Source organism: Desulfosporosinus sp. FKB (assembly GCF_002196705.1).
Lineage (GTDB): Bacteria > Bacillota > Desulfitobacteriia > Desulfitobacteriales > Desulfitobacteriaceae > Desulfosporosinus.
In genome coordinates this window covers 12,835-27,243 of the sequence record NZ_NADJ01000027.1, presented here as the reverse complement: position 1 = coordinate 27,243, position 14,409 = coordinate 12,835, and the positions used below count along the sequence as shown (strand labels likewise).

General features: G+C 41.6%; 14 protein-coding genes. 10 read left to right on the top strand and 4 right to left on the bottom strand.

What is annotated here, in order from left to right:
- The first annotated feature begins 27 nt into the window (after positions 1-27).
- Both B5Y67_RS08380 and B5Y67_RS25280 read left to right on the top strand, forming a co-directional pair.
- Positions 28-294: a TfoX/Sxy family protein gene (locus B5Y67_RS08380; protein ID WP_242975908.1), complete on the top strand. Its 267-nt coding sequence runs from the start codon at positions 28-30 to the stop codon at positions 292-294.
- Between the two features lie 18 nt (positions 295-312).
- Entirely contained in the window at positions 313-450 is a 138-nt protein-coding gene (locus tag B5Y67_RS25280; protein WP_170932635.1) for a hypothetical protein, read from the top strand.
- 357 nt (positions 451-807) lie between these two features.
- On the opposite strand, the gene B5Y67_RS08375 is transcribed toward B5Y67_RS25280, so the two are convergent.
- Both B5Y67_RS08375 and B5Y67_RS08370 read right to left on the bottom strand, forming a co-directional pair.
- The gene (locus B5Y67_RS08375; protein ID WP_088226002.1) at positions 808-1,800 is read right to left on the bottom strand and encodes a linear amide C-N hydrolase; all 993 of its coding nucleotides are present in this window, start codon (positions 1,798-1,800) and stop codon (positions 808-810) included.
- Positions 1,801-2,144: 344 nt separating this feature from the next.
- Complete coding sequence (locus B5Y67_RS08370) at positions 2,145-3,143, bottom strand: AraC family transcriptional regulator (protein WP_088226001.1); 999 nt, start codon at positions 3,141-3,143, stop codon at positions 2,145-2,147.
- Positions 3,144-3,587: 444 nt separating this feature from the next.
- Here B5Y67_RS08370 and B5Y67_RS08365 point away from each other — a divergent pair, with 444 nt between their 5' ends.
- From B5Y67_RS08365 to B5Y67_RS08355, 3 genes are all read left to right on the top strand, one after another.
- Positions 3,588-4,547 carry an SDR family NAD(P)-dependent oxidoreductase gene (locus B5Y67_RS08365; RefSeq protein WP_088226000.1) on the top strand — a complete coding sequence of 320 codons (960 nt, stop codon included), beginning with the start codon at positions 3,588-3,590 and terminating at the stop codon, positions 4,545-4,547.
- 80 nt (positions 4,548-4,627) lie between these two features.
- Complete coding sequence (locus B5Y67_RS08360; RefSeq protein ID WP_088225999.1) at positions 4,628-5,626, top strand: SDR family NAD(P)-dependent oxidoreductase; 999 nt, start codon at positions 4,628-4,630, stop codon at positions 5,624-5,626.
- 74 nt (positions 5,627-5,700) lie between these two features.
- Positions 5,701-6,123, top strand: a complete 423-nt coding sequence (locus tag B5Y67_RS08355) for a lamin tail domain-containing protein (RefSeq protein ID WP_088226040.1) — start codon at positions 5,701-5,703, stop codon at positions 6,121-6,123.
- A gap of 239 nt (positions 6,124-6,362) precedes the next feature.
- Here the strand turns inward: B5Y67_RS08355 and B5Y67_RS08350 are convergent, their stop codons facing one another.
- Together B5Y67_RS08350 and B5Y67_RS08345 are read right to left on the bottom strand one after the other, a co-directional pair.
- Positions 6,363-7,283 (bottom strand): response regulator, encoded by a 921-nt coding sequence (locus tag B5Y67_RS08350; protein WP_088225998.1) that lies wholly within the window; start codon positions 7,281-7,283, stop codon positions 6,363-6,365.
- Between the two features lie 5 nt (positions 7,284-7,288).
- Positions 7,289-8,581, bottom strand: a complete 1,293-nt coding sequence (locus B5Y67_RS08345; RefSeq protein WP_088225997.1) for a sensor histidine kinase — start codon at positions 8,579-8,581, stop codon at positions 7,289-7,291.
- A gap of 384 nt (positions 8,582-8,965) precedes the next feature.
- On the opposite strand from B5Y67_RS08345, the gene B5Y67_RS08340 reads away from it, so the two are divergent.
- The 5 genes from B5Y67_RS08340 to B5Y67_RS08320 all read left to right on the top strand — a co-directional run bounded on the left by B5Y67_RS08340 (position 8,966) and on the right by B5Y67_RS08320 (position 14,078).
- Positions 8,966-9,649, top strand: coding sequence for an amino acid racemase (locus B5Y67_RS08340; protein WP_088225996.1), 684 nt, complete (start codon positions 8,966-8,968; stop codon positions 9,647-9,649).
- Positions 9,650-9,670: 21 nt separating this feature from the next.
- Complete coding sequence (aspA, locus tag B5Y67_RS08335; RefSeq protein WP_088225995.1) at positions 9,671-11,110, top strand: aspartate ammonia-lyase; 1,440 nt, start codon at positions 9,671-9,673, stop codon at positions 11,108-11,110.
- Between the two features lie 70 nt (positions 11,111-11,180).
- On the top strand, positions 11,181-12,038 hold the full coding sequence (locus tag B5Y67_RS08330) for a fumarate hydratase (RefSeq protein ID WP_088225994.1): 858 nt from the start codon (positions 11,181-11,183) through the stop codon (positions 12,036-12,038).
- Positions 12,038-12,595: a Fe-S-containing hydro-lyase gene (locus B5Y67_RS08325; RefSeq protein ID WP_088189260.1), complete on the top strand. Its 558-nt coding sequence runs from the start codon at positions 12,038-12,040 to the stop codon at positions 12,593-12,595. Before B5Y67_RS08330 ends, B5Y67_RS08325 begins: the two co-directional genes overlap by 1 nt.
- Before the next feature lie 208 nt (positions 12,596-12,803).
- Positions 12,804-14,078, top strand: a complete 1,275-nt coding sequence (locus tag B5Y67_RS08320) for a dicarboxylate/amino acid:cation symporter (RefSeq protein ID WP_088225993.1) — start codon at positions 12,804-12,806, stop codon at positions 14,076-14,078.
- Positions 14,079-14,409 lie beyond the last annotated feature (331 nt).

The following is a 14,409-nucleotide window of genomic DNA, read 5'->3' as shown; positions in this document are numbered from 1 at the left end:
TGCGGAGCGTGTATTTACTACGACGGTTTGATTTTCGGGTTACTTGCCGATGACATCCTTTATTTTAAAGTGGATGACACTAATAAGTCAGATTATATAATGGCAGGAATGAAACCATTCAAACCGTTTGATGACAAGCCAATGGTAATGCCATATTATGAGGTTCCTGTTGATATTCTGGAAAACAGAGAACTATTAGCGCAATGGGCTGTGAAAGCTTTATTTGCATCTAAGGATAATCTCACAAAGCCTAAAAAGCGGAAACCTGCAAAAAGAGCACTGAACTCTGAATAAACAATAGGTGAGGGAGCTATGAAAAAGAAACCCAAAGTAACTCGAAAACCACGAACCCAGGTCTTTTTTAACACTGGTACTCGTCCCCATAAGTCGATTAAAGACTATACCCGAAAAGTCAAACATAAGGAAGCAATAAATAATGATGGGGAATAAAGATTGTTTTGCTAAATATATTCTGATAAAAGCTTGTACAACGATCTAGTTCTATTCGATAAATAACAAATGAAAAAGACAGATAACAAGTAAAAGAGTAGCCAAAGGCTGCTTTATAAATTTTAAGATTTACGAAGAGTTTAATCTTGCTGGAAGGGCCTTGTTTTTCAAGGCTGAGTTAATCATAGCTTTATTCTTCTCCCCCAGGCTTTTGAAGTACCAACTGAAGGTTAATTTCCAAGTCAATCGCAACGTATGATTGAGGGACAAACCGGATAATCCAGGTTAGTCCCTCATAAGTCTTGCCATGATGAATCCAGTTGCAATAATATCCAAGCTAAGAGCAAGTTCCGCAAATCAGCTAGATTCGAATGTTTTAGATATATCCTCGTACCAGTCAGGCTGGTCAATATTGATTCGCCTTTGTTTTGAAACATCAAAGTCTAATTTATTAAGATGGATGCAGTATATCTTACTATTAAAGTCTGTATTGAAATAGTAACTTCGATTGGTGTGATCCCGAAAAGCACTCCACTGCGTCCAATCGTATATAGTTATGGAACCGTTATTAAGGACTGTACCGCTGGGTATGGCGAGAGTTTGCAAAATTTGTCGGGCTATGCCGATGGCTTCTTGAGTATTTTGGGGTTGGAAAGCGGTTTGTCGCAGAAACGCTGCCCGGATGAAACGCGATTGAGGGGTCGGGTCACCAGGGATTCCTAGCTGACCGCTGCCAGAAAGTTCCGCTCCACAGAATAGGTTAGGGTTATTTTCCAAGCTTAAGTTTTCATATAAACTTAAATTTGTGCGCTGCCAATCAAGTTGCGGGTCATTCGTCAACACTCCCATTTCAGTCGTATAGGTCCGCATTTTTTCATTTATGAATTCTACGATTAAATGCTTTCCAGAGGTATCACTAAAAATATAGTGTTGTAGATTACCGGGATTCACAGAGATGATGGTAACTTTAGTAAGGGCAGCCTCCACTTCGTGGATATTTTTAAAATTTCCTAACACATAGGGTAACAAATTAGAGTTATAAAGCATGGGCGTATCTAGTTTCGGCTCCGGAAACTTACTACACCCCAACCATAAGCTCGCAGCAGAAAGTCCTGCCTCGTTCAAGCCGTCAAAATAGTTTATCGGCATTCTCTCGTACTTACATCCGGAGCCAATAAATCCGTACTTATTCTCCCAGTGTATTTGTGGTACATACCCCTTTATTTCTGGGAACGACTGACCACAAGGTACAAAATTAACGATTGAAGGAAGTTTTATGAGCCAATCCTCCGTTCGTGCTGTAATCACAGTACCATTTGACTGTTTTGGAATTGATATATAGGTGCACATGTTTTCCCTCCCAATTTTTATTACAGGTAAAGTAGTTGCTTTTCGGGTAGTTCATCCAGTCCTAAGCTCGTCATTCTTGCCCATGTTTGATATATTCTATGGTCAATGATTTTTAAAGTTACTGCTTCTTGTCAACCTCTCTGCCAACTTAGACCAAGATAAAAAAAGCCCAGTAGAATCACTGGACTTCAAAATCTAGTTATGTATTGGTGGAAGCGATGACTCAAACCTCCGACATATATTCTAACAAAGGGATTCTTAGTGGGTGGTTAGCAAACCCTAATTTTCAAAGTTTGCTAGGAAAAACAATTTGGGAAAGTTGCGTAGAGAATGCATTTAGGCCTCTAAAGAGACCGATGTGCATGCTCGGATTTTTGTGTTCTGTACCGTTGACCCAGTTCATTTTCCATGACCTGTTTGACATCTCTTTTTGGTGGAAGGCCAAAAAGTCGTCTGTACTCTCTGCTAAACTGCGAAACGCTCTCATAGCCTACCTCCATGGCTGCCGATGTTGCATCCATTAAACCGCTGAGCATGAGACGTCGTGCCTCCTGCAGGCGGAGCTGCTTTTGATACTGCAGCGGCCCCATAGTGGTAATGGACTTAAATTTATGTTGTAGTCCTGATATGCTCATGTTGTTCGATTTTGCAAGTTCCTCAACAGTAAAGGATTTTTCGTAGTTTTCTCGAATCCATGCAATCGCTTTACCAACGCCGTCCGCCTGCTGATCAAACAATGCATGTTGATAAAACAAGTGCCCGTATTCCCCTGTCAGAAGACGAAAGATCAGTTCACGCTTCATGTTTTCAGAAAGAAAACTAATGCCATTAGGATTGTGTACCAGCTTTATCAGTCGAATGAATAGCTCCAAAAGCTCAACATCTGCTTTCCCAACAAAAGCTCCAACTCCCACCTTTTTTTTGTTCTGCGTCTTATCGATTCCGGCTTCCATAGCTATTGAAGCTATTTCCTTTGTCGTAAAATCAATGCGCAAACCGATAAATGGATTATCTGGAGTTGCATTCACAACTTGCCCTGATGTAGGCATATCAATCACAGAGGCCACAAAATCTCCAGCATAATAGTAAACCATTTCGTTCCCCAAATGCAGCTCTTTCATCCCTTGCAGAATCATACAAAACGATGGTGTAAGAACACTCGGAGTTAGCGAGGATTCGCATGTGTGACGATTAATCGTTAGAAATGGGATAAGTGTTTTCGTATTACCATCTGCACGGGTTATTTGCTCTGTAATAGGGATAATTTGCTTCAATAAGTCTTGTTTGATTCGAACATTTACTTCAGATGGAGCAACAAATATATTTGTTTTTTCCCTATTCATATCAAGATGGCCCTCAGTTCTTGCGTTTTATAAACTATAGTTTTATATATAAATATTAGCTCACTTCCAAGTACAAGGCAATACTTTTAGAACTCTGATTTTTTTGAAAATTGCAGTATTAGGCAATATATCTGCAGGAATGGACTTTTCGGCAGACTCTTTATAAATCATAATAAAATTAAGCTTGAGTCAGTTTCAAGACTCGTTGAGGGCTATCAGGATATATCAAAGGAAATGAGATGTACAGGCTGTCGCTACTGCATACCCTATTCCAGAGGATGCTTATTTCCGCCGGCCAATGCCGGAGCAGAACGCTGCGTTTCTTACAGAATGTATGTCAGCATTGCCCTCAAAGTCACAACATACTTGAACTGCTCAGGCAGGCACCACTTGGTGTTAAGAGATTCATAACAAAAATATAGAGAATAAAAGGAGTGTGAAATGATGGGCGACTATGTAATTACGCATCAAGCCCCGATTGGTTCAGGTTTCGGCCCGCAATCAACTGCAAAAGATGTGTTAAAAGGAATCGACCTGAACGGAAAGACCGCGATTGTAACTGGCGGATATTCCGGAATTGGTCTGGAAACAACCCGCGCGTTGACATTGGCCGGTGCAACGGTCGTTGTTCCCGCGCGCTCAAAAGAAAAAGCGCAAGCCGCAGTTTCGGATTTAGCCCGTGTTGAATTGATGGAGATGGATTTATGTGATTCTGGTTCCATCGACGTGTTTGCACAAAAATTTTTAAGTTCTGGCCGCCCGCTCGACATTTTGATCAATAACGCGGGTATTATGAGCCCACCGTTGACAAGGGATTCTCGAGGGTATGAGTCACAATTTGCGACCAATCATTTGGGACATTTCCAATTGACCGCACGTCTTTGGCCAGCATTAAAACAGGCAAACGGAGCACGTGTTGTATCTCTTTCTTCCACTGGAATTCGCTTTGGAGGTGTCGATTTCGATGATCCAAACTTTGAACGACACGAATATAACAAACAGCTAGCATATGGACAGTCAAAATCAGCCACTTCCTTGTTTGCCGTTGCTCTTGACCGATGGGGGTACGCAGATGGCATTCGCGCCTTTGCTGTACATCCCGGTGCTGTAATGAGCAATTTGATTCGTTATATGTCCGAGGATGAATTATCCGCAGCCAAAACATTCTTTAAATTCAAAACTGCTGAACAAGGTGCAGCAACGTCCGTATGGTGTGCGACAAGCAGACAGTTGGATGGATTGGGCGGCGTATATTGTGAGAATGTTGATATTGCCAACATTGTGGAAACGAATGATGCAGACAAGATTCCTGATGGCGTATGCACCTGGGCAATTGATCCAATCCTTGCAGAACGCCTTTGGCAACTTAGCGAACAATTAATAGGAATACAATTTCCAAGATAAGAGCACAACAGTAATGTGTTACTTTCTCTAAACGATTTATCACCTAATTACTAGAAACATTAATATGGAGGTATTAAATTATGCCAATAAACAATGAATACAAAATAACCCCACAGATTCCGATTTTATCCGGCTTTGATTCACATACAACTGCGTTGGAGGTTGTTAAAGATATTGATCTTAGCGGGAAAGTTGCTATTGTTACTGGCGGACATTCAGGTATTGGACTTGAATCTACTCGTGCACTGTCGGCAGCAGGAGCTACTGTCATCGTAGGTGCTCGTTCGGTAGAGCAGGCAAAAGCCGCAACTGAGGACATTGCGAATGTAGAAGTTGAAACCCTTGACTTGATGAACCCGGATTCAATTGATGCGTTCGCACAAAAATTTCTTGATACAGGCAGAGCGTTAAATATTTTGATTGCTAACGCAGGTGTCATGGCTCCACCATTGGTTCGAGATTCTCGTGGCTACGAATCGCAATTTGCGACGAATCACTTGGGACACTTCCAATTGACGTTACGTCTATGGTCTGCTTTGAAAAATGCTGGACATGCTCGTGTTGTTTCGCTTTCCTCAACAGGAGTTCGTTTTGGTGGCGTTGACTTCGATGACCCTAACTTTGAAAAGCACGAATACGACAAGTGGAAAGCTTATGGTCAAGCCAAATCTGCCAATGCTTTATTTGCTGTAGAACTTGATAAACATGGATATGCAGACGGTATACGTGCTTTTTCTGTACATCCGGGACGAATCGATACAGAGTTGTCGAGATTTTTATCATCCCAGGAGCGTGCAATTGGCGGAGAGTACAAAACAACTGAGCAAGGGGCTGCAACGAGTGTTTGGTGTGCAACTAGTCCGCTTTTGGATGATAAAGGAGGCGTTTATTGCCTTGACTGTGATATCGCAGAAGCAATTTCTGACTTCTCATTACAAGGGATGGGGCAACAGTTGACCGGTGTACTTCCTTGGGCCATTGATCAAGAAATGGCAAAACGCTTATGGACCATGAGTGAAGAAATGACAGGTGTTAAATTGAGCGCGGATAAACGGAACTCTGCAAGTTCATTTTCTTGATGTTGGTCAAGCGGATAGTATCTTAGTTATAGCACCGAATGATCAGGCGATTCTAGTCGTTGTTGGGAATACGGATGATGGACCGGACAGAGAATGTCATCCCATCAAATCTGCCTCCAACAAGTGTCAGAAGTTATTCAAGTCTCACGGTCAAGCCTGCTCAGAGTTCTACAACGACACAAGCTCCTGCAGAGTCTTCAGGTTCTGTAACTATATCAAATATTGATTTGCAGGCCGAAGTAGTGACAATAACAAACGACAGCTCTAAACCTGTAGAGTTATCAGGATGGAAATTGGTGAGTGAGAAGGGGAACCAAACCTATAATTTCCTATCAGACACAATAATACCTGCGAATGGAACAATAAAGGTTGAAAGTGGCAAAAATGCTCAAGTCGGAACAAATATTTTGGTCTGGATTAAGGAAAATATCTGGAATAATGACGGGGATCCGGGAGCACTTTGTGATGCACAGGGAACGGTGGTATCTGAAAAATAAATCTTTTAAGCAACGTGGAGTCCGTTAGGTAAGTATGGGTAAATATAACCATAAATATAGAACTTCATTGAAGTAGTCCCCCACCGAAGTCTCGATGTTCAGCTTTAGCTGAACGAGTTCACTAGTTATTGAATCCTTTTAAAAGGTATTTCCATTTAAAACAAAAGTCGCCTTGAGTTTAGCTTAAATTGCTGATCACTTAGGCGACCTGAATAGTTACCTTTCCGTTAAGAATTATCTTAAGTATTTAGTTTTTTTGCGTCCCAATAAAACACTTGGATGAATTTTTTCGAATTGATTCGGGCATGGGATTGACCACTATCTTGTCCATTTTTTAGCTCAAGCATCTTTTTTCGGATTTGATCGAAATCAAAATACTTTGAAGCATATTCTTCAAATTTAGGATTAGAGTAATCTGAAAGTCCCAAGGAGGCAATATGAACTAAGGTGTGGTAGATCGCTCTACGAACTCTTTGTTCAGTGGCCTTTATTTCTTTTTGAAGAGTCACAGGATCATTTTTTAGACCGAGCTTTTGTTTTACTGCATTCGAGAAAATTTCCTTGAGAGATGGGAAAGTGTATTCGTTTCCCGCAATTTTTTCATGTTCATATAAATATTTAAGTATGGATAAAAGGTCCTGTCCACCGCTTTCCCCGCCAATTCCCAATTCTGATAAAAGGAAACGTCCAGAATCGTTAATTGACTTGACCTGATAAGGGCTATAAAGCGGGTTTGCGAAATTATCATTAAGATTACTAAGAGTTTTCTTAATATTTTGGATAGATTGATCGACTAGTATACGTTCGCTCACTTTCTTTAAAACACTCATAACTTCGTTCCGATTCAGAGGTTTAGTAATATAATACTCAATTCCGCAGGTATAGGCTTCCCCAATCATCTCTTTGAAATCGCATTGGGAAATCATAATAATTTTGCCCTTAAATACTTCTTGGAGACTTCTTGCGGTTTGAATTCCATCCAGGTGAGGCATTAGAAGATCTAGAATTAAGATGTCAACCTTTTTCGCCTCAAGAAGTTTTGCATTGATTTCCGAACCGTCACGAGCTTCCCCTACGATCTCATTTGCTAAGTCTTCTTCGATAATTTCTGTTAGCATGGCGCGAAAAGCGATATCGTCATCCACAATAAAATAGCGCATTTTGTTTATCCTCTTTCCATTAAGGCTTTGATGGGTACGCGCACAAGGAAACAGGTTGAATGTAATGAAGGCTCATTTAATAATTGAATTGTTCCCCCAAGGTTTCCAGTAACATCTTTAATATACGATAAGCCAATACCTGTGGAAGGTCGTCCGGAAATATCAAACTTTGTTGTAAACCCATACTCAAAAATAGCGCTCTGGATTTTTGCGGGGATACCGGGGCCGTTGTCACAAACTTTAAATTCAACATCTTCTTGGCAGCGGCTAATGAATATTAACACTCTTCCAGCATCCACTATAGCTTCCACCGCATTACTTACCAAATTATTAAGAATAGAAAAAACAGTATAGGTATAATAACTCGGGTGCTCGCCTTGAATGCAAATTTTAAAATCTAAGTTTTTCCCTATTAACTTGGCATATTTTTCATTAATTTCTTGAATTATAGTGCCTAGATCATTAACATTTATATAATCGGTAAAATTTTTATCGGAAATGATTTTGGATAACCCAGCATAAATACGTTGGTTATCCTTTTTAATTTCGTGAATTTCGCCTGCTAGTTTTAGGGCAGTCTGAGCGAATGCCTGATTTTGAGGGATTTGCGTATCGGTGAGATGACGATATAGAGTATAACAGGCTCGGGTAGCCTCTTCTGAGTTTTTAATCGATTTCTTAAGTTGAATTGTTTCTACAAATAAGTTTGAAATTTCAACAAGCATGAGATCGATGCGCTGCTGTTGTTGCTCTTCTAATAATTGGGCTTCCCGTATTGCAAAGATACTATAAAATCCGAGCACTAAAAAGCTCCGAATAATCGCGATGGGTGCAAGTGTAACCAAGAGCCCATTAGGAATGCTCATTCCTATTAAAATATGCCTAACTAAAATTTGCGCAAGGCTTGCCAAAATCTCAGCACAAGCAGCTAATATTCCCATTAGGAGCGGCTTATCAGAAAAACGCTTAATTCGGAAAAGAAAAAAAAACGCGCCATATGTTAAATAGTAGAATAACGCATCAATATTAGAAATTAGTGCATAGTTCAAAGTTCCTATCTTGGAAGTTGTAATTCCAAGTAATAAACGGAAGCAAGATACAGATATGCCGACTAATAATCCCGCAACAAGCGGGTTTATTTTTTTTTTAAATAACAAAAAAAAGAAGAACGTCGGTGTTCCTAAACTAACTCGGAAGCTATCGTCAAAGGGATATATTCGATACTGACCAGCAATAGGAACAATTAGCATCATAAAAGCCAAGGTCGGAAATCGCTTCTGCAAATTAAGCTTAGGCATCTTGAATCCTTTCAATTCAAAAAATTTACATTTTGTATTAATTATTAGTATAATTCCTCCCGTTGTCAAGATATATTTCTACAAAATAAGCTAAAGTTCCTCAAAATTCATATTAATGCATATGATTTTGCCACCCGTCTTTGAGAGGGAGTCAAAGTTGTCTCTTGAAGCAAAATGGCTTCTTGGTCACCGTTTACAATTTCGGGTTTTCAAGTGGCAAGGGCCTTTTCTAAAAAAATTTGACTTATTCAGTGTAACTTTTTGTAGTTTTTTGTATTTTGCCATAGATCAAAGCTTATGATTATTCTGATAAATACGAAGAAGGTGTATTAATGCGAATTAATGGTAGAAAGGGCGTCTAGGTGATCGGAAAGGAGACAGAATATGTCCAAAACAGTAGGTATTATGGGGGGGATGGGACCACTCGCAACAGTCGATATGTTGCACAAAATCATTGAACATACTCCTGCACATATTGATCAGGAACACTTGCACATAATTGTTGATGATTTTCCGCAAATTCCAGACCGGACAGCAGCTATCGTAGAACAAAAAACGGATCCAAGACCATTTATGATACAATCGGCGAGACTATTGGAAAAAGCTGGGGTTGATCTAATTGTAATGGCGTGTAGCACAGCACATTACTTTTGGAGGGATATAGCTAATTCAATTAAACCTCCAGTATTAAACATTCAGGTTGAGACTGCTCGATTTGTCCGAACACTTAATTTCAATAAAGTGGGCTTGTTAGCAACGGATGGGACTTTAAAGACAAAATTATATCAAATAGCCTGTTTGAATGAAGGAATTACTGTTTTAGATCCGGATTCTTTACATCAAAAATTGGTGATGAAAGGTATTTATGCTATCAAAGCCGGTGATTTAGTTACAGGAGGTCAGTGTCTATCCGCTATTGCCCATGAGCTCGTGTCGAGAGGAGCTGAAGCCATAATCGCTGGTTGCACAGAAATTCCTTTGGTTTTACATTCAACTCAAGATTTAACAATTATCGACCCTACAGAAATACTAGCTGAGGCTGTCGTTCAGGCGGCATTACAACGTTAAGGGAACAATGGAGGAATAGCAATGTCAATCAATGAAAAAAGATTAGAAAAGGATTTTCTCGGCAGCAAGGAAGTACCTAGTGATGCCTATTACGGAATCCAAACCTTACGTGCGACAGAAAACTTCCCGATCACAGGCTATCGTATTCACGAAGACTTGATCAAGGCGATGGCCATTGTCAAAAAGGCAGCAGCTAAAGCCAATATGGAAGTTAAACACCTCAACCCACGTCTGGGTGAAGTTATTTGTAGTGCCGCGGACGAGATCATCCAAGGCCAATGGCATGAGCAATTTATTGTTGATCCGGTCCAAGGTGGTGCAGGTACCTCGATCAATATGAACACGAATGAAGTCATCGCCAATCGCGCCATCGAAATTCTTGGCGAGAACAAAGGAAACTATTCAGTTATTAGCCCGAACACGCATGTTAATATGGCCCAATCGACGAATGATTCCTTTCCAACAGCAGTGCACATTGCTATCCTCACTGGACTGGAGAGACTCATAGAGACGATGGAAGAAGTTTATGGCACGTTTGTGAATAAAGCGAAAGAATTTGAAAGTGTTATCAAAATGGGACGCACGCACTTACAAGATGCTGTTCCTATTCGTATGGGTCAAGAGTTCGAAGCGTATAGTCGAGTCTTTAAAAGGGATATTGACCGCATCAAAGCTACACGTAACCATCTTTATGAAGTTAATATGGGAGCGACTGCCGTTGGTACGGGACTAAATGCCGATGAGAACTACATCAAAATAGTAGTTCAACTTTTAGCGAATCTAAGTGGATTCCCCTTGGTTAATGCTGAGAATCTCGTTGATGCAACCCAAAACACGGATGAATACACTGAGGTTTCTGCTGCCTTGAAGGTTTGCATGATTAATCTCTCAAAGATTTGCAACGATATTCGTCTTATGGCTTCCGGTCCGCGTGCTGGACTGAGTGAGATCAATCTTCCTGCTCGTCAGCCCGGTTCATCAATCATGCCTGGGAAAGTCAATCCGGTTATGTTTGAGGTTGTTAATCAGGTTGCTTTTCAGGTAATCGGAAATGATCAAACAATCTGTCTTGCTTCAGAGGCTGGTCAATTTGAATTAAATGTCATGGAGCCCGTGTTGGTCTTTAATTTGTTACAGTCTTTGACCATTATGAACCAAGCCTTAAATGTCTTTAAAAAATATGGATTAGCAGGAATCACAGTCAATGCTGATCGTTGTAGAGATTATGTCAACAGAAGTGTCGGTGTGATAACAGCACTTAACCCTCATCTCGGCTATGAAGCAGCGGCCCGAATTGCTCGCGAAGCTATCGAAACGGGTAAGCCAGTACGAGAACTTTGTTTGGAACAGGGAGTTCTGTCCAAAGAAGAATTGGACATTATTCTTAATCCCTACGAAATGACGCATCCGGGTATCGCTGGCGCAGAACTATTAAACAAAGATGGCTCAAAAACGGCCTAAATCAGTTACCGAACCGTTTGAGCGATCTTCAGGAAGGAGAGAGACAAAACCCGTTAAAGGGTAAGAAAAAATGAAGATAATTAAGGTGAATGAAATTATAGAAGCCGTAGAAAAAATGTGTATTGAAGCTAACTATGACCTTGGAAATGATGTAATGCTCAGTATTCAACGGGCCTTAAAAACGGAAACATCTTCCTCAGGACGGGAAGTCCTTGAGCGTCTAATCGAAAATGCTTCGATTGCTCATGAAGAGCGGGTGCCAATGTGTCAAGATACAGGAATGACCATCATTTTTGTTGAAGTGGGCCAGGATTTGCATATTGAGGGCGGAATGCTTACAGAGGCACTGAATGAAGGGGTGCGTCGTGGCTATAAAAAGGGGTATCTCCGTAAATCGGTGGTCAAAGATCCATTTGAACGGATAAACACCGAGGATAATACTCCCGCTATTATTCATTATGATTTTGTTTCTGGGGATGAGCTTCATATTACGGTTGCTCCAAAAGGTGCGGGTAGTGAAAACATGGGGGCTTTAAAAATGTGCAAGCCTTCCGATGGTTTAGAAGGGGTTATGCAATTCGTCGTGGATACTGTGGAAAGGGCAGGGGGGAATCCTTGTCCACCGATTATAGTGGGCGTCGGCGTGGGTGGCATAATGGAAAAAGCAAGTTATTTAGCGAAAAAAGCACTTCTCCGCGAAGTAGGCGTTCATAATAAGGAAGAGCGCTTAGCGAAAATCGAAGAGAAATTATTGGAGCGAATCAACAAACTGGGGATTGGGCCACAAGGCTATGGGGGAATAAACACGGCATTAGCGGTTAACTTGGAAGTTTACCCGACCCATATTGCTATGTTGCCGGTCGCCGTCAATATCAACTGTCATGCAGCCCGCCATAAGGAGATAATACTGAAGGGGAGGGAATATTAATGACGGAGGTCGTTCGTATTGAAACCCCACTGACCCATGAAAAAGCAGCTCAGCTAAAATCCGGCGATAATGTTCTACTAAGCGGTGTCATCTATACCGGCCGGGATGCCGCTCATAAAAAAATGGTGGAAGCATTGGCTCGTGGGGAAGAACTTCCATTTAACGTAAAAGACCAGATCATCTTTTTCGTTGGGCCTACTCCGCCGAAACCGGGTCAAGTGATCGGTTCGGCGGGACCCACAACAAGTTATCGGATGGATGCGTATTCCCCAACGTTGATTGAACGGGGCTTGACAGGAATGATCGGTAAAGGCCTGCGTTCCGCAGAAGTCGTTGATGCCATGAAAAGATATGGTGCGGTATATTTCGGCGCAATTGGTGGCTTGGGCGCCCTTTTAGCGAAACGAATTGTTGCCGCGGAAGTTATCGCTTATCCGGAACTTGGTCCGGAAGCTGTGCGGCGTCTTGAAGTCAAGGATTTTCCGGTAATGGTCATTATCGATCAAGAGGGGAACAACCTCTATGAGATAGGAAAGGCGAAGTATCGTACTATCTGAAAAGGGTATTTTTGGTAATAGTTATGTATTTGCACATCGATTCACGCCAATTTGGTCGAATGGGACAGGCTCTTTTCATCACTTTGGCCAAAATCTTTTTAGAACTGAGGCCGTGGAATTGTGGTATTTCTGAAACTGCATAACTCCTGTTAATGATAGACGGATAGAGTAGACGACTTAAATATTCCCTTGAGGAGGTCGGATTAAATTGAACAAAAAACTTGCAATTTATATCTTCAGTGGGCTTGTTTTAGGTGCCATTGTGGGACTTATGTTTCCTTCGTTCGGTGTGGCGATTCAGCCAGTTGGGAAAATGTTCATAAACCTGATCGAAATGGTTATCATTCCACTGGTTTTTTCAGCCTTAGTTGTCGGAGCATCCGGAATAGCGGATATGAAGAAAATGGGTCGTATTGGACTAAAAAGCATTATTTGGTTTGAGTTTATTACCACCATCATTCTTGTCCTAGGACTTATCCTTGCGAACGTTCTCCATCCCGGGCTGGGTGTTCACATCCAACAAGCAAACGTGGGAGATTACAGTGCTGCGAAAGGTCAGAAAATTGATATCATCTCTATGATTGTCAACATTCCTCCGTCCAATCTGGTTAAGGCGATGTATAACGGCTCTATGCTGTCCATTGTGTTCTTTGCCACCATACTTGGGCTAGCTATTGCATCCGTAACAGGAGAAGCCGGCAAAGTAGCCATCCGCTTTTTTGAAGGTATTTCTCAAGCGACTTTCACAATCATTCGTTGGGTCATGCAAGTGGCGCCGATTGGTGTTTTTGCTCTTTCTGCTTATGCAGCTGGAAACTATGGTATCAAAGTGTTCCTGCCACTGGCAAAGGCAATTGGTGTAATGTACTTGGGGCTTGCAATTGTTCTCTGTGTTCTGTTCCCGCTTGTCAGTAAATTTATCCTGCATGTACCGTTCTTCAAGTTGTTCCGGGGAATCCTCGATCTCTTTATCATTGCATTCTCTACCGCAAGCTCTGAAGCGGTTATGCCGCAGTTGATTGAATTTGTGGAAGAGATTGGCGTACCAAAATCGATTTCGTCCTTCGTTATTCCGCTTGGACTTTCATGGAACGACGACGGGACCAGCCTGTATTTATCGGTTGCGGCTATGTTCGTCGCGCAGTTAGGTGGACTCCATCTTTCCATCAGTCAGGAAGCCGTGATGATTTTGATGCTGGTTGTTACGTCGAAAGGAATGGCTGGTGTTCCGATGGCTGGATTCGTTGTGCTGCTTACAACTGCAACCGCAGTCGGGTTGCCAATGCAGGGGATTGCATTATTAGCCGCTGTTGACCGCGTTCTCGACATGGCTCGCACCGCTGTTAATGTTATTGGCCACCCGGTGGCTGCCATCGCCGTTGCGAAGTGGGAGAAAGAGTTTGATGAAAGTAAGCTGCAACAATTTTTGAAAAACGGCAAGCGTAGTCAGGGTATATCTGATAGTGCTAATGCAGCCAGATAGTGTCTGTGGATTGATAACGTAAATGTCCGTAATTCGACAGAGAGACTGACCGAGATGCGTCAGTCTCTCTGTCACATTGTAGGCTCGCTAAATAAAGAAGTGTCTGGAGCTTGTTGCTCATCGACGTATCAGAGATCAACGCATTCTTATGATAATTAAAAGAATGCTCAAAGCCGGGATAATGGTCTATAACCAATAACTGAGATGTCTGTTCGTTTTATTGGCACTCAGCTAAGAGGGTTTAAAGGATTTGTTGAACAGAAGAGCAGCTTTTAATTTAAATGATGTTCAAGTTATAAAATTGCAGCTGTAAGAGCGCCAATCAGTTTGT